This window comes from Xanthomonas sp. WHRI 10204 (assembly GCF_040202875.1).
Taxonomy (GTDB): domain Bacteria; phylum Pseudomonadota; class Gammaproteobacteria; order Xanthomonadales; family Xanthomonadaceae; genus Xanthomonas.
On sequence record NZ_JBEGDW010000002.1, the window covers coordinates 581,955 to 604,719 of the forward strand.

Below are 22,765 nucleotides of genomic sequence, written 5' to 3' on the forward strand. Positions count from 1 at the left end.
GCGATCGCTTCGTCAGTGGTTCTAGTGCGAGTGCTTGTGCGCGCAATGCCCGTGTGCGTGATCATGTCCATCGTCGGCAGCAACCTGCATGGACGGCGTACCGCAGGGTTCGGTACCGCAATCGCCGCTCTCTACTTGCAAGGTGACGTGGGCGATGTCGAAGCGGTCATGCAGCAAGGTGCCGAGGGCGTCGCGCAGGCGATCGCGGTCGATGGTGTCGCCGACCACCACGTGCGCGGTGAGTGCGGGCGTGCTGGAGGCTAGGGCCCAGACGTGCAGGTCGTGCACGTCGTCGACGCCGGGGTAGCTGGTCAAGGCCTGACGCACCTGCGCCAGGTCGATGCCTTTGGGGACGCCTTCGAGCAGGACGTTGATCGCTTCGCGCAGCAGCACCCAGGTGCGTGGTAATACCCACAGGCCGATCAGCACCGCCAGCACCGGGTCGATCCATTGCCAGTCGGTCCACCGAATCAGCAAGGCGCCGATGATCACCGCCACCGAGCCGAGCATGTCGCTCCAGACTTCCAGATAGGCGCCCTTGACGTTGAGACTTTCGCCGCTGCCGGCATGCAGCAGTTTCATCGCGATCAGGTTGATCACCAGGCCCAGGCCGGCAATCAGCAGCATGCCGTTGGAGGAAATATCCTGCGGCGCGCGGAAGCGTTGCGCGGCTTCCCAGAGGATGTAGGCGCCGACACCGAATAGCAGCGCGCCATTGACCAATGCCCCCAACGCTTCGAGACGGACATAGCCGTAGGTGCGGCGCGCGTCCGCCGGGCGTCGGCTCAAACGTACCGCAAGCAGGGCGATCATCAGACCGAGCGTGTCGGTGGCCATATGCGCCGCATCCGACAATAACGCCAGGCTGTTGGACACGAACGCGCCGATGACTTCGGCCACCAGAAAGGTGGCGGTGAGGCCAAGCGCCCACCACAACGGTGTTTCGTGGCGGATTTCGCTGGGTGCGTGGTTGTGATCGTGTCCCATGGGTGCGGTGGCCTTGTGCGATGCGCGCACCTTAGGCGCGTGCGATGGCGGAGACTATTACACCTGGGCGTGATGACATCACATCACGTGAGCGCGGCGCGACGCCTGATTGTCCAGGCCAAGTAGCGACTCGGAGCGGCTGACAAACGCTCTCGAACGCCACAGCAATAGCGGCAATGTGCCGACCCCACTGCCTTCATTGGCGGGTGGAGTGATGTCGTCTTGGTAGTGACGTTGCTCAGATGGAAAGAAGCCGACCAGACCGCACCTCATCAGACGGCCGCGCTGCTTGCCCTGCTTGCACTGCTTGCACTGCTTGCACTGCTTGCAAGCATGCGTACCGACCCTCCCGACTGGTCCTTGCCCGCTCACCGTCGCGGGACCTTACGCGGCATGGATGCCGCGTAAGAGCCTACACGGACGTACTTGCGGCGTGTCCCGTGATGGTGGGCGGGCAAGGGCCTCGCAGCCAAGCCGCAGATCATTCGCTCTGCACCCGACGAATACCCTGTTCGATCACCTATCAAGACCGATGCGCATTACAACGCCGGCGACGCCCGCGTGGCGGTGGGCGTCGCTTTATTAGTCTTTCTCAAACCTTGGCCACCAGCTTGATCACGCTGGAGAAATCCAGCGCGCCGTTGCCGGCCGTGCTGTTCATCGCGTAGAGGTTGCGGGCCAGTTCGCCCAGCGGGATCGACACGCCGGCCTGCACCGCAGATTCGGCCACCAGGCCCAGGTCCTTGAGCATCAGATCGTTGCCGAAGCCGCCGCTGTAGCCGCGCGAGGCCGGTGCATTGGGCAGCACGCCGGGCCATGGATTGCAGACTTCGGTGGCCCAGCTACGTCCGGTGCTGACCGCCATCATTTGCGACAGCACCGCCGGGTCCAACCCCTGCGCGACGCCAAGCGCCAGCGCTTCGCCGGTGGCGGCCATGATCACGCCCAGCGCCATGTTGTTGCATAACTTGGCGACCTGGCCGGCGCCGTTGTCGCCGACGTGGAAAATGTTCTTGCCCATGGCTTCCAGCACCGGACGGGCGCGTTCCAGCACATTGGCGTCACCACCGACGATAAAGGTCAGCGTGCCGGCGGCGGCACCAGCGGTGCCACCGGACACCGGCGCGTCCAGCATCGCCAGCCCGCGCGCGCGCGCGGCATCGGCCACCTTGCGTGCGGACACCGGCGCAATGGTGCTGCAGTCGATCACCAGCGCACCACCAGGAATCTGCGTCAGAATGCCGCCATCGCCCAGATACAGCCCTTCCACATGCCGGCTGGCCGGCAGCATCGAGATGACGATCTCGGCATCAGCCAGGGTGTCGTGCGCCGAGGTTGCTGCATGGGCGCCAGCGGCCGATGCCGCATCCAGTGCGCCCTGCACCAGATCGAAAACGCGTAGCTGGTGCCCGGCCTTGATCAGGTTGGCGGCCATCGGGCCGCCCATGTTGCCCAGGCCGATAAAAGCGATCTTGCTCATCGTGTCGATCTCCAGAGTGGAGCAGGTATCAAAAGGGTCGGGAGGCGCTCAGCGCGCAATGCCGCGCAGCGCCGCAAACAGCGTTACGCGCGCAGCATTACGCACTAAATCTGCGCGGTGGTTGCATGATTGCGCCAGACCTGCGGGGCACGCGATTGTCATGCCTGGTGCGCGCCGAGATCTGCCAACGGATGCTGCGCGGCCGGCCATGGCGCATTGAAAAAGTCAGCCGCCCATTGCGTATTGGCGTTGCTCAGCGATGCCGGCTGCCACTTCGGCTGGCGATCCTTGTCGATCAGCAACGCACGGATGCCTTCGGCAAAATCGCCGTGGGCGGCGGCGTGCAGCGCCACCACATATTCGGTACGGAAGGTATCGGCCAGCGCCGCAGTGCCGGGATGACGTTGCAGCTCCCATGCCAGCCGTGCCGAGCCGGGCGCGCCAGCGGCCAGGGTCGTGCGCGCGGCTTGCAGCCAGCTGTCCTCGCTTTGCAGGGCCTGGATCGCATCCACCACCTGCTCCAGCGTGTCGCCGGACACCAGTTGCTCGATCAAGGCCGCATGCAGCTGCAGCGGGCCCGGTTCCAGCGGCTGCGCGATTCCATGCAAAAACGCACCGAGTTGCTCACGATCGTTGCCGGCATCGCCGGTCCACGCATGCGCGCTCAAGGCATCCAGCACGGCGCTGTATTGCGCGTGCTCCAACCGCACATCGGCCAGACCGGCGTAGATGGCATCGCTGGCATTGAGCGGTGCGCCGGTCAAGGCGAGAAACACACCAGCGCCGTGCGGCACGCGCCGCAGCAACCAGCTGCCGCCTACATCGGGGAACAAGCCGACGCTGATCTCGGGCATCGCCAGGCGCGAACGCTCGGTGACCACGCGATGGCTGGCGCCGGACATCAGGCCGATTCCGCCCCCCATCACGATGCCATGGCCCCAGCACAGCAGCGGCTTGGCATAGGTATGGATGCGGTAATCCAGCCGATATTCTTCTTCGAAAAATGCGGCGGCATGCGGATTGTCTTGTGGCCGTGCACGGCGCTGGGCCGCGTCGGGTACCGCATCGCGATGCGCGCGCATGCTCTGGTACAACCCATGCAGATCGCCGCCAGCGCACAAGGCTTTGTCGCCGGCACCACGCAGCACTACGCAGGCAATCTGCGCATCGTCGGCCCATGCACTTAGCTGCGCATCCAGCAGCCGGGTCATCTGCAGCGACAGGCCATTGAGCGTCTTGGGCGCATTCAAGGTTGCAATGCCGATGCGATGCCCGTACGCACAATCGCGCTGCTCGAACAGCACCGGCGCCTCGTCGGTTGCGCTGACGTCCGTCATCAGCGGTTGCTCCACTGCGGCGCGCGCTTTTCCAAAAATGCGGCAACCCCTTCGACCTGATCGGCCTGCTCGAACAGGTCGACGAAGGCTTCGCGCTCGGCAACCAAGGCTGCGGCGTGCGTGCCATGGCGGGTGGATTGCACCAGCCGCTTGCAAGCGGCCACGCTCACCGGACTCTGCTTGCCGGCACGCTGCGCCCACGCAATTGCCAGCGCGCGCGACTCGCCCTTGCCCACCACCTCTTCAATCAGACCGATACGGTGTGCGGTGGCGGCATCGATACGCTCGCCCAGCAGGATCATGCGCTTGGCCCAGCCTTCGCCGACCAAACGCGGCAGGTTCTGCGTGCCGCCAGCGCACGGCAGCAACCCGACGCTGGCTTCCGGCAGCGCCAGATGCGCCTGCTGCTCGGCAATGCGCAGGTCGCAGGCCAACGCGCATTCCAGACCGCCGCCCATGGCATAGCCGTTGATCGCGGCGATCGACACGCCGCGGAAAGCGCTCAATGCCTCGAACGCTTCGCCGAAGCGACGCGCGGCTTCGCGTGCAGCGGCCTTGTCGCCGTCGGCAAACTGTTTGAGGTCGGCGCCGGCACTGAAGAACTTTTCGCCTTCGCCGGTGATCACCAGCGCGTACACGCTGCGGTCGGCGTCCAATGCATGCACCAGGTCGCGCAAGGCGGCCAGGCTCTGCACGGTCCAGGTGTTGGCCGGCGGGTTGCTCAAGGTGACGATGGCGACATGCCCATCGCGCTCGACCTGCAGGCCGGTATGCACACGTCCTTCCCACGCGCTCATCGCAGTTCCTCCTCGCCGTTGAGCAGATGCCGCGCAATGATCATGCGCATCACTTCGTTGGTGCCTTCCAGGATGCGATGGACGCGGCTGTCGCGCAGCAGGCGTTCGATCGGGTACTCGCGGATATAGCCGTAACCGCCGTGGATCTGCAGTGCGTCGTCGCAGATGGCAAAGCCGGCATCGGTGGCAAAACGCTTGGCCATTGCGCACCACACGGTGGCGTCGTGGCTGCCGGCATCGAGCTTGCGTGCGGCGGTGTGCACCATCTGCCGCGCGGCCACCAGTTGGGTCGCCATATCGGCCAGCTTGAATTGCAGCGCCTGGAAATCTGCCAATTTTTTGCCGAACTGACGGCGCTCGCCCATGTAGCGACGTGCGGCATCCAGTGCGCCCTGCGCGGCCCCCAGCGAGCAGGCGGCAATATTGATGCGGCCGCCATCCAGCGCCTTCATCGCCATCTTGAAGCCCTCGCCTTCCTTGCCGAGCAGATTGCCGGCCGGGATGCGCACATCGGTGAATGTCACCCCGCGCGTGGGCTGACTGTTCCAGCCCATCTTTTCTTCCTTGCGGCCGTAGCTGATGCCTGGCGCATCGGCCGGCACCGCAAAGGCGCTGATGCCGCGTGCGCCATCGTCGCCGGTGCGTGCCATCACCACCAGCACATCGGTAGCGCCGGCACCTGAAATAAAGGCCTTGCTGCCGTTGAGCACATACGCATCGCCATCGCGCTGGGCGCGGGTTTTCAACGATGCCGCATCCGAGCCGGCACCCGGCTCGGTCAGGCAATACGAGCCCAGCTTGGCGCCGCTGGTCATCGCCTCGCCCCATTGCGCACGCACGCCGTCGTTGCCGTAGCTGGCAATCAACCATGTCGCCATGTTGTGGATGCTGATGAAGGCCGAGGTGGACGGATCGACGGTCGCCAATTCTTCGACCACCACCGCCGCATCGAGCCGACGCATGCCCAGGCCGCCCACGCCTTCGTCGGTGTACAGGCCGCAGAAACCGAGTTCGGCGGCCTTGGCAATCGCCTCGCGCGGGAAGTAGCTTTCTGCGTCCCACTGCGCCGCGTATGGGGCGAGTTCCTTGTCGGCGAAGTCGCGCGCGGCGGCGCGGAACGCTTCCTGCTCGTCGTTCAGATCGGCCGCGTTGGCGTGTAGCTGGATGGCTGCATTCATGGCGTTGGGGTCACTTGAGAGAGATGGTGGTGTTGACGCCATGGCCCAGCGTCTGGTCGTCGAACCAGCGCGCGGTAACGGTCTTGGTCTGGGTGTAGAACATCACCACCTGCTTGCCGTAAGGGCCCAGGTCGCCGAGCTTGGAGGCGCGCGAGCCGGTGAACGAAAACAGCGGCACCGGCACCGGAATCGGCACGTTGATGCCAACCTGGCCCACGTCGATGTCTTCCTGAAAACGCCGCGCGGCGGCGCCGGACTGGGTGAACAACGCGGTGCCGTTACCGTTGGGATTGGCGTTGACCAGCGCGATCGCATCGTCCAGCGTGTCTGCGCCCAGGATCACCAGCACCGGCCCGAAGATTTCTTCGTCGTAGATGCGCATGCCCGGCGTGACGCCGGAGAAGATCGTCGGGCCGACGAAGTTGCCCTGTTCGAACCCGGTCACGGTGGGGCTGCGACCATCCAGTTCCAGCGTGGCGCCCTGCTCCACGCCGGAGGCGATCAAGCCCTCCACACGCTCGCGCGCCGCACAGGAAATCAGCGGACCGACGTCGGTGCCCTGGGCGTTGCCCGCGCCCAGCTTCAAGGTCTTGGCCTTGGCGACCAGGGCGGGGATCCACTGCTGCGCTTCGCCCACCAACACCAGCGTGGAGGCAGCCATGCAGCGCTGGCCGGCCGCACCGAATGCGGCGCCGACCATCGCATTGAGGGTCTGTTCCTGATTGGCGTCCGGCAGCACCACGGCGTGATTCTTGGCGCCCATCATGCATTGCACGCGCTTGCCGGCCAGCGATGCGCGGCGATAGACGTGCGTGCCCACCTTGGTGGAGCCGACGAACGACAGCGCCTTGATGTCCGGGTGGTCGCACAGTGCGTTGACCACGTCTTCGCCGCCATGCACCACGTTGAGCACGCCCTTGGGAATGCCCGCTTCCAGGGCAAGTTCGACCAGCCGCATGGTGACCATCGGGTCCTGCTCGGACGGCTTGAGCACGAAGGTATTGCCAGTGGCAATCGCCATCGGGAACATCCACAACGGAATCATTGCCGGGAAGTTGAACGGCGTAATACCCGCGCACACGCCCAGCGGTTGCAGCAGGCTGTAGGTGTCCACGCCGTTGGCGACGTTGTTGGCCAGCTCGCCCAACTGCAGATTGCCGATCGCCGCAGCGTGCTCCACCACTTCCAGCCCGCGGAACACATCGCCTTCGGCATCGGCCAGGGTCTTGCCCTGCTCGGCGCTGAGCAGCGCGGCCAGCTCGGGCATGTGCTCGCGGATCAGCTGCTGATACTTGAGGAAGACGCGTGCGCGGGTGCCGATCGGCGTCTTGCGCCAGCTGACGAAGGCACGGCTGGCGGCGGCCACTGCGGCGTCGACTTCGGCCGTGGTGGCGAACGGCACCTGGGCCAGCACCGACTGGTCGGCCGGGTTGACCACGTCCTGCCACTGGTCGCTGGCGGAGACCAGCATTTGTCCATCGATCAACAGGGACACGCGGGGGACGGATTCGCTCATCACAGGGTTCGCTCGCAGAAGACATCGGGCCGGCTGGCCCAGTACTTCGCATTGTTCGCAGCCCAACCTGCCATTCCCAGCCCACATCTGCTTAATCGCGCTAAGCTGGCCGCACAATTTTGCGAATATTGCGAATGCCCCAGTCCTCGCCGCTCGTCCTCCGCCATCAGCTCGGCCTGCGCCTGCAGCGGCTGCGGCAGCGCCACGGCCTGACCCAGGCCGAGCTGGCGCGCCGGCTGGCGTTATCGCCCAGCTATCTCAACCAGATCGAGCGCAACCAGCGCCCGCTGACGCTGGCGATCCAGCAACGGCTCAAGGCCACGCTGGGCGATCTGGACGGACTGCTGGATCTGGACGACCCGGCCGCCCTGGCCGACCCGCTGGACGAATCACTGCGCAGCCTGGGCCACACGCTGTCGCCGGCCGAGCTGCGCGCGCTCACCGGCAACCTGCCGCAGGTGGCGCAGGCGCTGCTGGATCTGCACCGCGCCCATCAGCATCTGCTGGAGCGCAATGCCGCGCTGCAAATGCAGATCGGTATTGAGCATGCGGCGATGCCGTCGCTGTCGCCGGGCGAGCAGGTGCGCGATTACTTCAACCGTGCGCACAACTACCTGCCCGAACTGGATGAGCGCGCCGAGGCGTTGTATGCCGAACTCGGCCTGACCCCGGAAAACCTGCCGCTGCGGCTGCGCCAGCGCCTGGCCGATCGCCACGGCCTGCTGGTGCAGGAGGCGCCCGATCTGCACAGCGACAAACGCAGCGTGGACGCGCAGGCACGCGTGTTGTGGCTGCCCGCCCATCTGCGGCCCGGCCAGCAGGCGTTCCAGATGGCCGCGCACCTGGCCCTGCTGGAATGCGCACCGTTGCTGGACGCGCGCATCGCCGATGCCGGGTTCGAAGATGCCGAGCGCATCGCGCTGTCGCGGATCGGGCTGTCGAATTATTTCGCCGGCGCGCTGGTGATGCCGTACAGCGATTTCCTGCACAGCGCGCAGCGCTCGCGCTACGACATCGAATGGCTGGCGGACCGCTTCGGGGTGGGCTTCGAGGCGGTCTGCCATCGTTTGAGCACCCTGCAACGACGCGGTGCCGCCGGGCTGCCGATCTTCTTCATGCGGGTGGATCGCGCCGGCAATGTCTCCAAACGCCACTCGTCCACCGACTTCCACTTTTCGCACGTGGGCGGCGCCTGCCCGTTGTGGATCGTGTACGAGGCGTTCAACCAACCCGACCGCATCCTCACCCAGATCGCGCGCATGCCCGATGGCCGCCGCTATTTCTGGCTGGCCCGCCAGGTCAGCAGCGGCGCCCCCGGTTACGGCCGCCCGCGCAAGACCTTTGCGCTGGCGATGGGCTGCGACCTGCGTCATGCCGACCAGCTGGTCTATGCGCGCGGCTGGGACCTGGGCGCGGTGGACGATGCCGTGCCGATCGGGCCGGGCTGCCTGACCTGCGAGCGCAGCGACTGCGTGCAGCGCGCATTCCCTGCCCTGCCCCGGTTGCCGGTCAGCACGCGCTAGCGAGACCACACCACGCAATTGCGACCTGGGCAACGTTTGATTGCCTGGCACGCACCCACGCCAGACTGTGACGAAGCAAACGCTAGCGCTGCACTGCAGCATTCCAAGCCGAGATAGCTCACGCAAAATGCTTCATTGGAATGGAATGACTCGCGCTTCTACCCTGAAGCGGACACATGCAGGACAGGGGGACGCCAGCGCGATTGTCGATTGTCGATTGTCGATTGTCGATCGTGACAGCGCCGCAGCAACGCACTTACCGCAACCGCACCACCGCACCACGCCATGTCCGCTCGATCGCGCCAGACCTACATCGGTGCCGGCGGGCCGCACCAGCCGCCATCACCTTATTCGGTCACTTAGTCCTGGGAGGGATCAACCGATGCCTGTTCACCACACCGGTCACTCGGCCAGCCGGCGCCTGCGCCGCACGCCGGTCCGCGACGTCCTCTGCACCACCATCGCCTTCGTGCTGGCCACCGCGTTCAGTGCGCAGGCACAGGACACCGCGCCCGCCGCGCCGCCGGCCAACGCCACCAGCAGCAGCGCCGCCAACGCGCAGGCACCGGTGACGCTGGACAACATCACCGTGATCGGCCAGCGCGCCAGCCTGAATCAGGCCGTGCAAGCCAAGCAGATGTCCGATCACGTCATGGAAGTGATCTCCGCAGACAACATGGGCCAGATGCCCAACGTCACCGTGGCCGAAGCGCTGGTGCGCCTGCCCGGCGTCAACGGCACCCGCGACCGCGGCAACGAGAGCCTGGCCACCGTGCGCGGCCTGGGCCCGCGCATGACCATGGGCACCGTCAACGGGCGCGAGATCGCCTCGTCCGAACCCAATCGCGCAGTGCGCTGGGAAGTGTTTCCCACCGAGATCGTCTCCACCGTCAAGGTCTACAAGACCCAGTCGGCCGACCTGGTCGCCGGCGGCCTGGCGGCGACCGTGGACATCTCCACCATCAGCCCGCTGGACTACACCGGCCCCGGCTTTGTCGGCACCGCCGGGCCGGTGTTCTACGACCACGCCAAAGACGTGGATGGCTACACCCCGTGGGGCAGCCGCTTCGGCGCCAGCTGGGTGCACAAGTTCAACGACAATCTGGCCGTGGCCTTCGGCGCCACCTATCAGAAGCAGAAGAACGCCAGCTCGTCGATCGGCAGCTGGGGCTATACCGATGCCACCACCTCGCGCGACGTCGATGGCGATGGCACCGTGGATCCCACCCCATGGGGCGCGGCCGACCAGCTCAAGCTGATCGAGCAGACCCGCACCGGCGCGATGGGCACTGTGCAGTGGCGCTCGGGCAATTTCGAGTTGAAGTTCGACGGCCTGTATTCGCGCATCGAGATCGACGAAGACCAATTGCAGAACTGGTTCAACGGCCTGGCCTTCAGCACCTTTTCCGGCGCGACCAATCCGTACACCACGCCGGGCTCGTCCTACACCATCGTCGATGGCGATGTGGTGGCCGCCACCTTGGCCAATTCCAACCTGCAGGTCGACCATGTGGTCAGCCACTACAACGAGGTCAAGACGCTCACCGCCGGTGGTTTGAACGCCAAGTGGAACGGCGATGTGTGGACCTTGGGCAGCGACCTGTCGTTCTCGCAGGCCAAGCGCGACAACGTTTGGCAGGCAGTGCGCTTCGGCAGCAACCCGGACACGGTGTCGTTCGATTTCCGCCGCAGCGTCACCCCCACCATCAGCACCAGCTCGGACACGCCCGAATATGGCATCGCCGGGCAGACCCAACCGCAGGCACTGCGCGACAAGATCGCCGCGCTGGCGCTCAATGCCAGCCGTGCGGTGGACGCAGGCCCGTTCACCTCGCTGGAATTCGGCGCACGCGCCGCACGCCGCGAAAAGCAGAACCGCAATTTCATCGGCAACCAGTCCGGCTACGACCAGCCGATCTCGGCGTATCAGGGCTTGATCTACCCGGTCACCATGCCGGACTTGAATGTGCCCACGCTCACCGGCGGCAACATGGCCGAGATCGCACGCATTGGCTTTGGCGGCTTCGATCCGGCCGCGCTTAATGAGCAGATGCTCGACCACTGGAACGTCAAGGAAGACGTGCGCGAAGCCTTCGCCAAGGCGGTCTTCAGCTCGCAGCTGTTCGGCACCGATGTCACCGGCAATATCGGCGTGCGCCTGGTCAACACCAAGACCACCAGCGACGGCTTCGATTCGGTCGGCGGCACCGTGCAGGCCAGCAGCGACAGCAAGGAGTACACCGACGTGCTGCCCAGCGCGACGCTCAACTTCCTGATCGACGATCAACGCATCCTGCGCTTTGCGGTGGCCAAGGTCATCGCACGCCCGCCGCTGGACGAGCTGCGCACCGGCCGTCGCCTGGACGACCCCACCGTGACCGTCGGTCAGCTGACCGGCAGCGGCGGCAACCCGCAGCTGGACCCGTTCAAGGCCACCCAGGTCGACGTGTCGTACGAGTGGTACTTCCACAAGGAAGCGCTGGCGGCGTTGGCGGTGTATCGCAAAGAAGTGGATTCCAGCATCGGCTACCGCACCGACCGCGAAGTGATCAACGGCCTGGATTACCTGGTCAGCGCGCCGTTCAATGGCGGCGGCGGCTACATCAATGGTGTGGAACTCACCTTCCAGACGCCGTTCTTCTTTATTCCGCACATGGAAAACTTCGGCGTCTATTCCAACTATTCGTTGGTCGATTCCAACCTCAAGGAATTCTCGCCGGAAAACAACCCGCTGCCGCTGAGCGGCCTGGCCCGCAAGACCGGCACCTTCGACCTGTGGTACAGCAACGGCACCTTCGAAGCGCGCGTGGGCTACAAGTACCACAGCCCCTACACGGTGGTGTACGGCTGGAATGCCGCGCGTCTGGCACGCCTGCAGAGCGAAGGCACCGTGGATCTGAGCTTGAACTGGCAGTACAGCAAGCAGCTGGGCTTCCGCTTCCAGGCCGGCAATCTCACCAACGAGCCGCTGCGTGCCTACACCGACAACAAGCCCAACCGTCTGGCCAATCAGGACGATGGCGGCTACCAGCTGTTCGGCCGTCGCTACCAGCTGGAAGCGACGTACCGCTTCTAAGAGCAGCGAACAAACCTACTGTGCTCACCGCCAGGTGGGCGCGGCCGGCGCTCGGTGCGGCTTGTACCACTCGTACACTCCGACTCCTCCGCGCCGTCCATACCCACCTGACGACTGCCCGCTACGTTTTTTAGCCGCTCCAAGCATGGTGGCGAACGCATGACGCGCTGTCGGCGGCACTGCATGGACGGCACGCAGGAACCGGCAGATACGCGTGGTAGCTGCCAGTTCCATGCAGACCGCTATGCCCCTGGCGCCTGCACCGTCGTGTTCGATCGCCACCCCACAGACACATCCGGCGCCTGCTGCGCCGGGCAGCAGGCGAGTGACGTCGATGCGCGGGAACGCACTGCGACTCTGGTTGCGATTCCGCACACCGCCTGCGCTGCACGATGGCCACATGCAGCATGCTGTTGGCCGCTCCATGGTTGATTTGTCGAGGAATTACATGCGCTCTACACGCCGCTTCTGGACGCCGACGCTGCTGGCGTTGGCATTATCCGTTTCCGCACACGCCGCCCAGCCTCCCGCCACGTTGTATCTCGGCGCGGACCTGTCCTACGTCAACGAGATGGAGGAATGCGGCGTGCAATATCGTGAGAACGGTGTGGTCACCGATCCGTTCGAACTGTTCCATGCGCATGGCGCCAACCTGGTGCGTGTGCGGCTGTGGAACGATGCGCGCTGGACCAAGTACAGCGACCTGACCGACGTCAAAAAGACCATTGCGCGCGCGCGCGCACAAGGCATGCAGGTGCTGCTGGACCTGCACTATTCCGACGATTGGGCCGACGGCGAAAAACAGCTGATTCCCAAAGCCTGGGCCAGCATCACCGATACCGATGAACTGGCACGCACGCTCTACGGCTTCACCTACGACACGCTGAGCGCGCTTGATCGCGCCGGGCTGATGCCGGAGCTGGTGCAGGTGGGCAACGAAAGCAACTCCGACCTGATGGACAGCCAGCCCTGGGACAAGAAGCGCCCCATCGACTGGCAGCGCAACGCCAAACTGTTCAACGCCGGCATCAAGGCGGTGCGCGACATCAGCGCGCGCTCCACGATCAAACCGCGGGTGATGCTGCATATCGCCCAGCCGGAAAATGTGGAGCCGTGGTTCGCCGCCGCCACCAAGGCCGGCGTCACCGACTTCGACCTGATCGGCATCAGCTACTACCGCAAGTGGTCCACCCAGTCGATGGCGCAGTTGGGCAAGACCATCCAGCGCTTGCGTGGCCGCTTTGATGCCGACGTGGTGGTGGTGGAAACCGCCTACCCGTGGACCCTGGAGTCCGGCGACACCTCGCACAATCTGCTCGGCGAAGACTCGCTGATTGCCGGCTACCCGGCCACGCCGCAAGGCCAATCCAAGTACATGATCGATCTCACCCAGCTGGTGATCGATACCGGCGGTGCCGGCGTCGTGTACTGGGAACCGGCATGGACCAGTAGCAGCTGCAAGACGCGCTGGGGCACCGGTTCGTCTTGGGAAAACGCCAGCTTCTTCGATTTCAAGCATGGCAATGACGTGCTGCCGGCGATCGATTTCATGCACCATCCATACACCGGCGCGCCGCCCTCGTACACGCCCGCAGCGCACACGCCTGCACCGGCACACCCAGCAGGCGCCAGCACGAGGACACAACCATGACCGGCATCAATCGTCGCGAGTTGCTGCGCGGCATGCTTGCAAGCAGTGTGAGCGCCGCACTTCCTGTCGGCGCGGGTGCCGCCCTGGTGCCAGGCATTGCCGGCGCCGCATCGGCGACTGCCAAAAACACACCACCGGCTGGCCCATTAGGTGACGCAACGTTGGCGCCACGCGAGCGACTGCTGTTCGACTTCGGCTGGCGCTTTCATCTAGGCCATGCCAGCGACCCGTCGCGCGATTTCGAATTCGGCACCTTCCAGCGCACCTTCGCCAAGGCCGGCAAGGACACCGCCACCGCTGCGCAACTGAGCTTCGACGACAGCAACTGGCAACAGGTAGATCTGCCGCACGACTGGGCCGTGACCCTGCCCTTTCGCCCGGAGCCGATCTCCGCTTCGATGACCGAGGAAGACCCGGCGGCCGCACACGGCTATAAGGCGCTGGGAACGAGCTTTCCCGAAAACAGCGTGGGCTGGTATCGGCGCACGCTGCAGATTCCAGCCAGCGATCTGGGCAAGCGCATCTGCCTGGTGTTCGACGGCGTGTTCCGCGATTGCGTGGTGTTCTGCAATGGTCACATCGTCGGGCGCAATGCCAGCGGCTATTGCGGCTTCGAGGTCGACCTGAGCGAAGTGCTCGACTACGGCAAGCCCAACCTGATTACCGTCCGCGTGGATGCCACGCTGGGCGAAGGCTGGTTTTACGAAGGCGCCGGCATCTATCGCCATCTGTGGCTGCAGAAGACCGACCCCTTGCATCTGCCGCAGCACGGCGTGTTCGTGCGCAGCACCCTGCAGGGCGACAGCGCCACTGCGCAGGTCTCTGCCGAAGTGCGCAACGACGGCACCGCCCCGCGCCAATGCAGCGTGCAGGCCCGCATCACCGCGCCGGATGGACGCGTGGTTGCGCAGGCGGTGAGTGCTTCCATCACGGTGGCGCCAGGCCAGGTGCAACAGCTCGAACACACCCTCCCGCTGGGTCAGGCGGCCTTGTGGTCGATCGACACCCCACAGCTGTACACCCTGACCACCAGCGTGCACAGCGACGGCAAGGCCACCGACGCCGTGGTCACCGCCTTCGGCGTACGCAGCATCGCCTTCGACGCGCAGCGCGGTTTTCTGTTGAACGGCGCGCCACTCAAACTGCACGGCACCAACAATCATCAGGACCATGCCGGCGTCGGCACCGCCATCCCGGACGCCCTGCACGAGTGGCGCCTGCGCCAGCTCAAGTCGATGGGATGCAACGCCTATCGCAGCTCGCACAATCCGGCTACCCCCGAATTGCTCGCCCTGTGCGACCGGCTCGGCATGTTCGTGATCGAAGAAACCCGCCGCATGTCCACCGACCCCGAAGCGATGGGCGAACTGGAGACGATGGTGCGGCGCGGGCGCAATCATCCCAGCGTGATCCTGTGGTCGCTCGGCAATGAAGAACCACAGCAGGTCACCGAGCGCGGTGCGCGCATCGTGTCGCGCATGCAGCAGCGCGTGCGCCAGCTCGATCCCACCCGCCCCACCACCTTTGCCATGGATAAAGGCTTCGGCGACGGCGTGGGCCAGGTGGTGGATGTGGTCGGCTTCAATTACCGCACCAGCCAGATGGACGGCTTCCACGCGCAATACCCCAACATCCCCATCTACGGCAGCGAAACCGGCAGTACCGTGTCGGTGCGCGGCAATTACCAACGCGACGACGCACGCGGCTATACCCGCGCCTACGACCTGGACCACCCCTGGTGGGCGAGCACCGCCGAAGCCTGGTGGAGCTACGTCGCCCAACGCCCCTATATCGCCGGCGGTTTCATCTGGACTGGCTTCGACTACCGCGGCGAACCAACCCCGTACAACCGTTGGCCCAATGTGGCCTCGCAATTCGGCGTACTCGATAGCTGCGGCTTCCCCAAGGACAACTACTGGTACTACCGCGCGCAATGGACCAGCGAACCGGTGCTGCATCTGTTCCCGCACTGGAACTGGGACGGTCTGCTGCAACCCGAAGACAACGGCCACCTCGCCGTCTGGTGCCATAGCAATCTCGACGCGGTGGAGCTGCTGGTCAATGGCGTCAGCCAGGGCCTGCAGCAGGTGCCGGCCTACGGCCATGTCGAATGGCGGGTGAAATACGTCCCCGGCGTCATCGAAGCGCGCGGCTATCGTGGGGGCAAATTGGTGCTCAGCGAACGCCGTGAGACCGTTGGCAAGCCCGCCGCGATCCGCCTGAGTTGCGACCGCAACGCACTACGTGCCGATGCAGAAGATGTGGCAGTCGTGAAAGTGGAGATCGTCGATGCGCAAGGCCGCTTGGTACCCAACGCCAACAACCAGGTGAACTTCGCCCTGCGCGGCCCCGCGCGTCTGATCGGCGTCGGCAACGGCGACCCCAGCAGTCAAGAAGACGACAAGGCGCCGCAGCGCAAGGCCTTCAACGGACTGTGTGCTGCGCTGTTGCAGACCACCAGAAGCAGCGGCGATATCGTGCTGCAGGCCAGCACGCCCGGATTGCGCCCGGCTACGCTGCGCCTGCAGGCTGCCAAATCGCCCTTACGGCCGTCGGTGGGCTAAGCGCGGCTACCAAGACGTCGCGAGCAGTCGTCAGGTGGGCGTGGACGGCGCGGAGGAACCGGCGTGTACGCGTGGTACATGCCGCACCTAGCACCGGCCGTGCCCGCCTGGCGGTGAGCACAGTCCTGTTATCAGCTGCTCTAAACCCCGGCCATCAAGTGCAGTTCGCAGCTGCACAGGCCCGCGCCTCGAATCGGAGCGGGCACTGGAGTGCTAGCTCGCCACGGAAACGATAGGGCACGGCAGTACAGCGTTGCACGGCTTGTGTATGGCTTTCCTGCAAACCGAATGGACTTCCGTGCCGCACGGAAATGCACTCGCCCGACATCCAGCAACCGCGCCTGACCATCGCGCATGAAATTTTCTGCCTGAGTCGGCTGCAATCCTCTCCAGGCACACCACCGGTCATCGCTCCATGCCGGCAGCAGCCCATGCCCGACGGCCAGTCTCGAAGCAATACCGCCGACAGACATACCTGCCGAGAGACAACCCCGCCGCAAAGCGGTATCAGGCCGTTCTTGCTCGTCTCTTCGCTCTGACAACCAACCGAGCAGACGACCGCCGGGTTTCTCTCGCTGAGTTCGCACAAGGTCACGTCTCGCGTTCTGGACGTCAGCGCACATGGCGTTGGCCAGCTCGCGCGTAACGCCGCCAAACCAGCCAAGTCACCTGGTCATTCGAGAACGGGGCGATCCAGTCGTCATTGCGTCTGTCTCCCGGCGTACGGTGGCACTGACGTTACGGAGAGAGGCCGGGCAGAGAGGTGGCCTAGCTTGGCCGAAAGCAAGACGAGAAAAATTTATTTTCTTGACTGCTGCAACTCGCTTGACGCGCCGCCCTATCAACGCCGGATCATCCGCCGCTATTCCACAGCCATACAAAACCCATCCATTTTCATCATGGCAGCGAGAAAACTTGCATCAACCATCAGCTACTGCATCGCTTAAATAAAACCAGCTTCGCAATTTTGCATTATTTTTCAATGCAAAGATTTGGTTATCTTTTGAGATTAACGAACACCTTTTAACACCTGTGAATCCCATGCTTTTCGCTTGAAGTAAATTACCCAAAGATAGTAACCAACTTTATCGCAGCAACTGACGATTCGTGGCAATAACTGACATAGATAACGCTACTTGAACATGTACGTTTATCGAAAGCAGCAATAGTTCGAACCTGATTCGGGAGGTCATAAAGACCCATCCGAATTAGATAAAGTCTCGAAACCGCACTACTGAGATCATGACTTAGAAACAAAAAAAGACCTAGTCACAGACCCCGCGCCGGCAAATGCATACCCCATTAGCCAGAGCAACTAGCATTCACGCATACCGCAATGTTATGCCCCGTCAATTTCAAATTTATTGAATATCCAGCTAATTATACGCCCGAGAAAAATCAATGACTGACAACATTAGATATACCCATACGGGAAAGCCGGCCGCGCCATTCGTCATCGGAGGACTCGTGGCGGTCATTGGAGTGTGCTCATTGGCTTATCTTGGAGTTCAATCAAGCAGCGACAACAACGTTGACGCAAGCCGCGTACCCCAGACGCTCAACCCTGTCGGAGGTCGCCACGCTCCGCAGACGGCGCATGCAAAGATGAGCGGGAGCGAATTCAGCGATTTCATAGATGCTGACAGCGACAAGCCCTTTGGCCCGAGCGAAGTCCAGCACCGCTTACAGGATTTTTTTGATCGTTGGGATCAAGGTCATGCCATGTCCCAGGCGCAACAAAAAATCTTCATGGCCCGCTTACTCAACACAATCGACTCCAGCCCGGAAGCACGCAAGGCGGTGGCTGATTATTATGCAAAAATACCCGCAAAAGACGCTGCCAATCGCGAAATTATTCAAAACATGATTGTTCGCAGCGAGTCCGGCAGAAAAATGATGGTAGACGAGGCGAGTCGCATCTGGAAAAGCAAGGACTCCAGCCTCTACACTGCGATGTACAAAACGTATTCAAACTTTCCTGGCACAGCTTCCAGGGAAACGCTGTCCGAAGCGATGTCCACTCTCAATAGCCACGCCAGCGACGTACCTACATCGGTCGCTGCGTTGAACTTTATTGGCACGATCGAAGAAGACACATCCAAGGATGCGATGTCCCTCAGAAGAAACGCGATTTCCCAGCTGAATTCGGTTGCCACTGGAAACGGCGACGATGTGGTGAAGGCATTGGCGGCCCAGAAGGTTTACCGACTCTCCGCCCCCGATGCCGCAGCAGATGCTGCGGTCGACTACCTGAGAGGCGGTGCAACCGAACCGCTGGTGAGACAGACGCTCAATGCGATCGCAAGTGGAGAGGTTGAACTCACTCCTCCACTAAAGTCGACCCTGCTGACCGCAGTAGCACGCCCCTCTGCGTCGCCTCAAGAACGGGAAATGCTGGAGTCTTTGCTGCAGGGTCACAGCTGAGAGCACTCGTCCAACTCCAACCAGCACGCACATGCATAACCTAGCCAGCTGTGCTGCGGGCCATGCAAGAAATAATCTTAAACACCAAGAAATTACCCGCCGTTTTTTTAAATCACATTGATACGGACCAACCGGATCAATTGATAGAGCAGCAATGCACGTAACGCTTGAAAAAACCCACATACAAAAAATAAAAAACACCCATCACCTATTGCGCACCTGCAGATTATTGATATCCAGCGAAACTTAACCCGCATTGGGCCAAGCCACACCAGAAATACCCCCCCTAAAAATTTAAACAACCGCACAGAGATGATCATGATCAAAAAAATAAGTAAGTACCTATTCCCCGTTCTATTGGCGTTGACTTTGGTGGGAACCGCCCAAGCGGCAAGACCACCGGACAAACACATGTTCACCACCTTCGGAGGATGGATAGGAAAAAATCAAAAGTCTTTCTACGAAGATCACGGAACCCTTTCGGTATGCTACGGGGACGAAGCACATTGCCCGACCTCCACGGAGTCCACAACGCGCGGCGCATGCCGAGACCAAAGCTTCGACATGGGCGGAAGCTGGGAACTGCCGCTCAAGATTCCCGGATTATCCCTTTCGGGGAACTTCAGTAATAGCTGGACAGAATGCAATGAAAAGGCTGAAGAGAACTCCTGCCCTCCGAAAGCGCACTCGGCATACGCTCCAGCGATCTTGGTCGGCGAACGGTGGGGCCGCACCCATGTCACACATGTCAATACCGGGTGGTTCCAGAATGGCAGTTGCGAAGCTGGCTATAAGAAGACCTGGATGGGTGGCGCTAACTTTCGCTGCGAATATGACGGCGCTCCGTACGACAAGGATGGCTACCTCCCTGAATTTCGCTACAAAAGTTGCGAATACATCCCGACCTGACAGAAAATATTGAGCAGCAATCAGCTCGTTCACTCAAAGTAACGGTCGCGTCCGTGTCTGCTCTGTTGAGCAGGCACGGACGTCATAGGAAGCGTGGCAGAAGGCAAACGCCAATGCTTCGCGCCGAGCTGGTGACGGAGCAATTTAACCACTGACTGACTGCAGCGCCGAGGATGGCGAATGATTGCACAGCAAATGCGTCGTTGGCATCTTGCCGCAGAATCATTGCGATGGTCATGCAGGATGCACGCAGATGTGTCATGCAATGATGTCTGCGATCTCGCGAAGATGGTGTAGCCCCCCAGCTGCCCACTATTGACGCATCAGGATCGCGCTAAAAATAGCGGAGAAATCCATATCCCCCCCTGAAATCGCTCCAGCGTGCAGCCATCAAGATGGTCTTCGTTATCGAAATGAAGGCACTACCGCTTCCGGGCTGATTTGGGAAGCCTGCACCTGCCGGCGATGCGAGTTGGCTAACCCGCCAGGCTATCTTCGGGCAACACTCAGCTCGTCAGTACTGTGTTGATTGCTATTGGTCGCGATGCGGCGCTCGATACCACTGACAAACACTGCTCTATTCCGCCGAGTCTGATCCAGCTAGCAACGACGGCACACAATGGCATTGCCGCTGAAAGCCTGGCGCATGCATCCCAGCCACCGACAGTGAATGACAATCGGTGCCTTGCGACGATGCCAGCTCGAATGAGACCCGCAACCGACGTCCTGTACCAGTTGCACACCGTGCTCAGGTCAGGCGATTCAATCTTGCTTATCGCTCATGTCCAGACACCGGGGGAAACAACGATTGAGCGTCTCATCCCATGCCAGGAACTACGCAAGCGTGTGATGTACCCCTCCATGGGACGTGGATCGTCGGCCACCGTTTTTTGCTTGGCCACGTAAGCGATGCGTTGCGACGACAGCTCGTCCCACGCTCTGCGGCGCATGACCGGATCCGGATGCGACACCGGCATCACTTCGAACAACGGTCGTGGCCACGCGCGCGTCCAGCAGATCGCCAGGCGCTTCGGTCGCGGCCTGCATCCGCTCATGCTGTTTCTGTTCCATACCCACCAGGTTGCCTGCGTAATGCGCCACGCACCATCGCGCGTCGTCCGGGAGGCACAGCTTCACCGCCGCTCGCGCCTTCTCACGCCTGTGAAACTGCCTCGCTCCAGCGATGCACTCCCTCGCAGCGCTTGGCCGCGAGGGAGGCAAGCGTTTATCGCAAGCGCGAAAACGCACCGATACCCGCGATCGCCAGCCGCTCGGCGGGCACCGCCGTTTCAGCGAACGACAGCCGCAGGTAGCGGATCTGGCGGACCTCGGGGAAATTCAGGCGCTGGGTCGAGAGCGCGTAGGCGATATTGGATAGCTCGCCGGCGCCGGCCGGCTGCCAGCGTTGACCATCTTCGCTGGTTTCGGCGCGATAGCCCTTCGGTGGCGCCGCACCGTTCATCACCGTGCGCGAGGGCGTGAGGCTGAAACCGGCCACCTGATGCAGCGCACCGAGGTCCATGGTCACCTGCGCGGGATGGCCCGGCGTGGGAGCGGGCGTGATCCAGATCGTGCTGGCATTGTCGTCCAGCAACGTGTCCGCCCCTGGCGCGCTCGCCTCGACGATGCGCCAACCGGCGGTGGACAGCACGTCCGGCGCGTTTGCCGTGGGGCGTGCCACCGGCACCGGCGCCACGGCGCGGAACAGCGCGAATTCGCTGATCGCCGGGCACACCGGCGCCTCAAGCACGACCAGGCGCACCCGGCGCGCGGCAACCGGGCGCTCCAGCCGCACGATGCGCTGTGCACCGATACATTGCGCTTCGGCCAGCCGCTGCCATTGCCCATCGACCTCGGCTTCGACCGCAAAGCGGGTGACGCGCACGCCCAGCGGCAGGTACTCGCGCAACCGGATCAAATCGAAGCTGTGCACCGCCGACAGGTCGAGCGTCAGCGTCGGCGTGGTGACGTAATCCGGTGTGGACCAGTAGCTGTCCGGCTGCCGATCAAGCACGCGCGCCGGCTCGAACCCAGCACCACGCGACGCGCTGGCGCTGGCCTTGGCGCCCTTGGCCAGATCGATGGCGAAGCTGGCGCGGATTGCGTCGCCGAAACTCTGCAGCACCGCCACGTCGTGGTCGGCGATGCGGCCGCGTCGGTCGGGCGGGAGATTGAGGTTCATGTTGGTGCCGCGCGCCACCGAGGTGTCGAAATAGCGCACCAGATTCTCCGGGCTGCGCACCTTGCCGTCTTCATCGGCATGGTAGAACCAGCCCGGGCGGATCGAGGTGTTGGTTTCGGCCGGCCACCACAGCGCCCCTCCGCGCACCCCGGAATTGCCGTTTTCCTGTGTGTAGGGCGCATTGGGCATGGTGGGCCAGGACGGATCGCCGGCGACACCGTCCTCGTTGCCGCCCCACCGGATATCGGCGCCGAGCGGGTCGAAGGTGCAGGCCATCGGCTGGTGCCGATGCACCAGCTCGATCATGCGTGGCCAGTTGTAGTAAGCGGGCGCATCGATCTTGCGCGCTTCGCGCGCTCCACCGTAATAGCCGTCGCCACCATTGGCGCCATCGAACCAGAACTCGAACAGGTCGCCATAGCCCGTGCAGAGTTCGACGATCTGCTTGCGGAAATAGTCGAGATAGCCGGGCCGCCCATACTCGGCGTGGTTGCGATCCCAGGGCGAGAGATAGAGGCCGAACGCCAGGCCAGCGCGTCGACACGCCGCAGCCATCTCACCAACGATGTCGCCTTTGCCGTTCTTGTACGGCGAGTTCCGGATGCAATGCTCAGTCAAGCGCGTCGGCCAGAGACAGAACCCATCGTGGTGCTTGGCCGTAAAAATGAGCCCTTTCAGATTGCCAGCCTTGGCAGCAGCGACGATCTGATCGGCTGAAAAATCGCTGGGATCGAATTTGCGCGGATCCTCGTCGCCGTAGCCCCATTCCTTGTCAGTGAAGGTATTCATCGCAAAATGCACGAAGGCGTATTGCTCCCACCGATGCCACCGTAGCTGTCGCTTGCTGGGCAGCGCACCCCACGGTGCCGGCCCGTTTGCGCGCGGCGTCTGTGTGATCCGCGCCGCCGGGGAACTGAAGCTGGCGGCAGCGGCCACCACACCCGTGGCAAGAAAAGTACGACGATCGATCATTGGCACCTCCGACTTTGCACAAGTTTCGATCTTAGCTTTTCCAAAGGCGAAAGAGTCCTACCCCCGAAGCAACAGGCGGTGATGCAAGGCACCGCGCACAGACCGCTGCGCGGCTGGCCTTGAACCGCGTGCGACGCACGCTGCGCGGAAGTCTGGTTTGGCGGCCGAT

Annotated in this window: 13 protein-coding genes, 2 other RNA genes and 1 pseudogene; 7 read left to right on the top strand and 9 right to left on the bottom strand. The window is 63.1% G+C overall.

Annotation, left to right across the window (positions count from 1 at the left end; translation table 11 throughout):
* Positions 1 to 21: 21 nt before the first annotated feature.
* From ABQZ00_RS13300 to ABQZ00_RS13325, 6 genes are all read right to left on the bottom strand, one after another.
* Positions 22 to 987: a cation diffusion facilitator family transporter gene (locus ABQZ00_RS13300; RefSeq protein WP_323538114.1), complete on the bottom strand. Its 966-nt coding sequence runs from the start codon at positions 985 to 987 to the stop codon at positions 22 to 24.
* A gap of 592 nt (positions 988 to 1,579) precedes the next feature.
* Positions 1,580 to 2,482 carry a 3-hydroxyisobutyrate dehydrogenase gene (mmsB, locus tag ABQZ00_RS13305; protein ID WP_193552547.1) on the bottom strand — a complete coding sequence of 301 codons (903 nt, stop codon included), beginning with the start codon at positions 2,480 to 2,482 and terminating at the stop codon, positions 1,580 to 1,582.
* A 143-nt stretch (positions 2,483 to 2,625) separates the two neighbouring features.
* Positions 2,626 to 3,819, bottom strand: a complete 1,194-nt coding sequence (locus tag ABQZ00_RS13310) for an enoyl-CoA hydratase/isomerase family protein (protein WP_323538113.1) — start codon at positions 3,817 to 3,819, stop codon at positions 2,626 to 2,628.
* Positions 3,804 to 4,601 carry an enoyl-CoA hydratase gene (locus tag ABQZ00_RS13315; protein WP_323538112.1) on the bottom strand — a complete coding sequence of 266 codons (798 nt, stop codon included), beginning with the start codon at positions 4,599 to 4,601 and terminating at the stop codon, positions 3,804 to 3,806. The genes ABQZ00_RS13310 and ABQZ00_RS13315 overlap by 16 nt, the downstream gene beginning before the upstream one ends.
* The gene (locus ABQZ00_RS13320; protein WP_323538111.1) at positions 4,598 to 5,779 is read right to left on the bottom strand and encodes an acyl-CoA dehydrogenase family protein; all 1,182 of its coding nucleotides are present in this window, start codon (positions 5,777 to 5,779) and stop codon (positions 4,598 to 4,600) included. Before ABQZ00_RS13320 ends, ABQZ00_RS13315 begins: the two co-directional genes overlap by 4 nt.
* A gap of 10 nt (positions 5,780 to 5,789) precedes the next feature.
* Positions 5,790 to 7,295 carry a CoA-acylating methylmalonate-semialdehyde dehydrogenase gene (locus ABQZ00_RS13325; protein WP_323538110.1) on the bottom strand — a complete coding sequence of 502 codons (1,506 nt, stop codon included), beginning with the start codon at positions 7,293 to 7,295 and terminating at the stop codon, positions 5,790 to 5,792.
* 134 nt (positions 7,296 to 7,429) lie between these two features.
* On the opposite strand from ABQZ00_RS13325, the gene ABQZ00_RS13330 reads away from it, so the two are divergent.
* The 5 genes from ABQZ00_RS13330 to galA all read left to right on the top strand — a co-directional run bounded on the left by ABQZ00_RS13330 (position 7,430) and on the right by galA (position 16,109).
* Entirely contained in the window at positions 7,430 to 8,818 is a 1,389-nt protein-coding gene (locus tag ABQZ00_RS13330; RefSeq protein ID WP_323538109.1) for a helix-turn-helix domain-containing protein, read from the top strand.
* A 382-nt stretch (positions 8,819 to 9,200) separates the two neighbouring features.
* Positions 9,201 to 11,894 (top strand): TonB-dependent receptor, encoded by a 2,694-nt coding sequence (locus ABQZ00_RS13335; protein ID WP_323538108.1) that lies wholly within the window; start codon positions 9,201 to 9,203, stop codon positions 11,892 to 11,894.
* 61 nt (positions 11,895 to 11,955) lie between these two features.
* Positions 11,956 to 12,030, top strand: a non-coding RNA gene (locus ABQZ00_RS13340) — sX9 sRNA.
* 312 nt (positions 12,031 to 12,342) lie between these two features.
* Positions 12,343 to 13,545 (top strand): glycoside hydrolase family 53 protein, encoded by a 1,203-nt coding sequence (locus ABQZ00_RS13345; protein ID WP_323538107.1) that lies wholly within the window; start codon positions 12,343 to 12,345, stop codon positions 13,543 to 13,545.
* Positions 13,542 to 16,109 carry a beta-galactosidase GalA gene (gene galA, locus ABQZ00_RS13350; RefSeq protein ID WP_323538106.1) on the top strand — a complete coding sequence of 856 codons (2,568 nt, stop codon included), beginning with the start codon at positions 13,542 to 13,544 and terminating at the stop codon, positions 16,107 to 16,109. Before ABQZ00_RS13345 ends, galA begins: the two co-directional genes overlap by 4 nt.
* A 4-nt stretch (positions 16,110 to 16,113) precedes the next feature.
* Here galA and ABQZ00_RS13355 read toward each other — a convergent pair.
* A non-coding RNA gene (locus ABQZ00_RS13355) (sX9 sRNA) lies at positions 16,114 to 16,189 on the bottom strand.
* 1,321 nt (positions 16,190 to 17,510) lie between these two features.
* On the opposite strand from ABQZ00_RS13355, the gene ABQZ00_RS13360 reads away from it, so the two are divergent.
* Together ABQZ00_RS13360 and ABQZ00_RS13365 are read left to right on the top strand one after the other, a co-directional pair.
* Positions 17,511 to 18,533: a hypothetical protein gene (locus ABQZ00_RS13360; RefSeq protein WP_323538105.1), complete on the top strand. Its 1,023-nt coding sequence runs from the start codon at positions 17,511 to 17,513 to the stop codon at positions 18,531 to 18,533.
* Positions 18,534 to 18,944: 411 nt separating this feature from the next.
* Positions 18,945 to 19,442: a hypothetical protein gene (locus ABQZ00_RS13365; protein WP_323538104.1), complete on the top strand. Its 498-nt coding sequence runs from the start codon at positions 18,945 to 18,947 to the stop codon at positions 19,440 to 19,442.
* Positions 19,443 to 20,204: 762 nt separating this feature from the next.
* On the opposite strand, the pseudogene ABQZ00_RS13370 reads toward ABQZ00_RS13365, so the two are convergent.
* Positions 20,205 to 20,536 (bottom strand): annotated as a pseudogene (locus ABQZ00_RS13370) (hypothetical protein).
* A gap of 131 nt (positions 20,537 to 20,667) precedes the next feature.
* Positions 20,668 to 22,596 (bottom strand): alpha-L-fucosidase, encoded by a 1,929-nt coding sequence (locus tag ABQZ00_RS13375; RefSeq protein WP_323538103.1) that lies wholly within the window; start codon positions 22,594 to 22,596, stop codon positions 20,668 to 20,670.
* Positions 22,597 to 22,765: the final 169 nt, after the last annotated feature.

What these genes read in the sequence shown, in the direction of transcription:
- ABQZ00_RS13345 (WP_323538107.1), top strand. Translation starts at nt 12,343, where the DNA reads ATGCGCTCTACACGCCGCTTCTGGACGCCGACGCTGCTGGCGTTGGCA.
- ABQZ00_RS13335 (WP_323538108.1), top strand. Translation starts at nt 9,201, where the DNA reads ATGCCTGTTCACCACACCGGTCACTCGGCCAGCCGGCGCCTGCGCCGC.
- ABQZ00_RS13325 (WP_323538110.1), bottom strand. Translation starts at nt 7,295, where the DNA reads ATGAGCGAATCCGTCCCCCGCGTGTCCCTGTTGATCGATGGACAAATG.
- ABQZ00_RS13365 (WP_323538104.1), top strand. Translation starts at nt 18,945, where the DNA reads ATGTTCACCACCTTCGGAGGATGGATAGGAAAAAATCAAAAGTCTTTC.
- ABQZ00_RS13330 (WP_323538109.1), top strand. Translation starts at nt 7,430, where the DNA reads ATGCCCCAGTCCTCGCCGCTCGTCCTCCGCCATCAGCTCGGCCTGCGC.
- ABQZ00_RS13375 (WP_323538103.1), bottom strand. Translation starts at nt 22,596, where the DNA reads ATGATCGATCGTCGTACTTTTCTTGCCACGGGTGTGGTGGCCGCTGCC.
- ABQZ00_RS13320 (WP_323538111.1), bottom strand. Translation starts at nt 5,779, where the DNA reads ATGAATGCAGCCATCCAGCTACACGCCAACGCGGCCGATCTGAACGAC.
- ABQZ00_RS13360 (WP_323538105.1), top strand. Translation starts at nt 17,511, where the DNA reads ATGACTGACAACATTAGATATACCCATACGGGAAAGCCGGCCGCGCCA.
- ABQZ00_RS13300 (WP_323538114.1), bottom strand. Translation starts at nt 987, where the DNA reads ATGGGACACGATCACAACCACGCACCCAGCGAAATCCGCCACGAAACA.
- galA (WP_323538106.1), top strand. Translation starts at nt 13,542, where the DNA reads ATGACCGGCATCAATCGTCGCGAGTTGCTGCGCGGCATGCTTGCAAGC.
- ABQZ00_RS13315 (WP_323538112.1), bottom strand. Translation starts at nt 4,601, where the DNA reads ATGAGCGCGTGGGAAGGACGTGTGCATACCGGCCTGCAGGTCGAGCGC.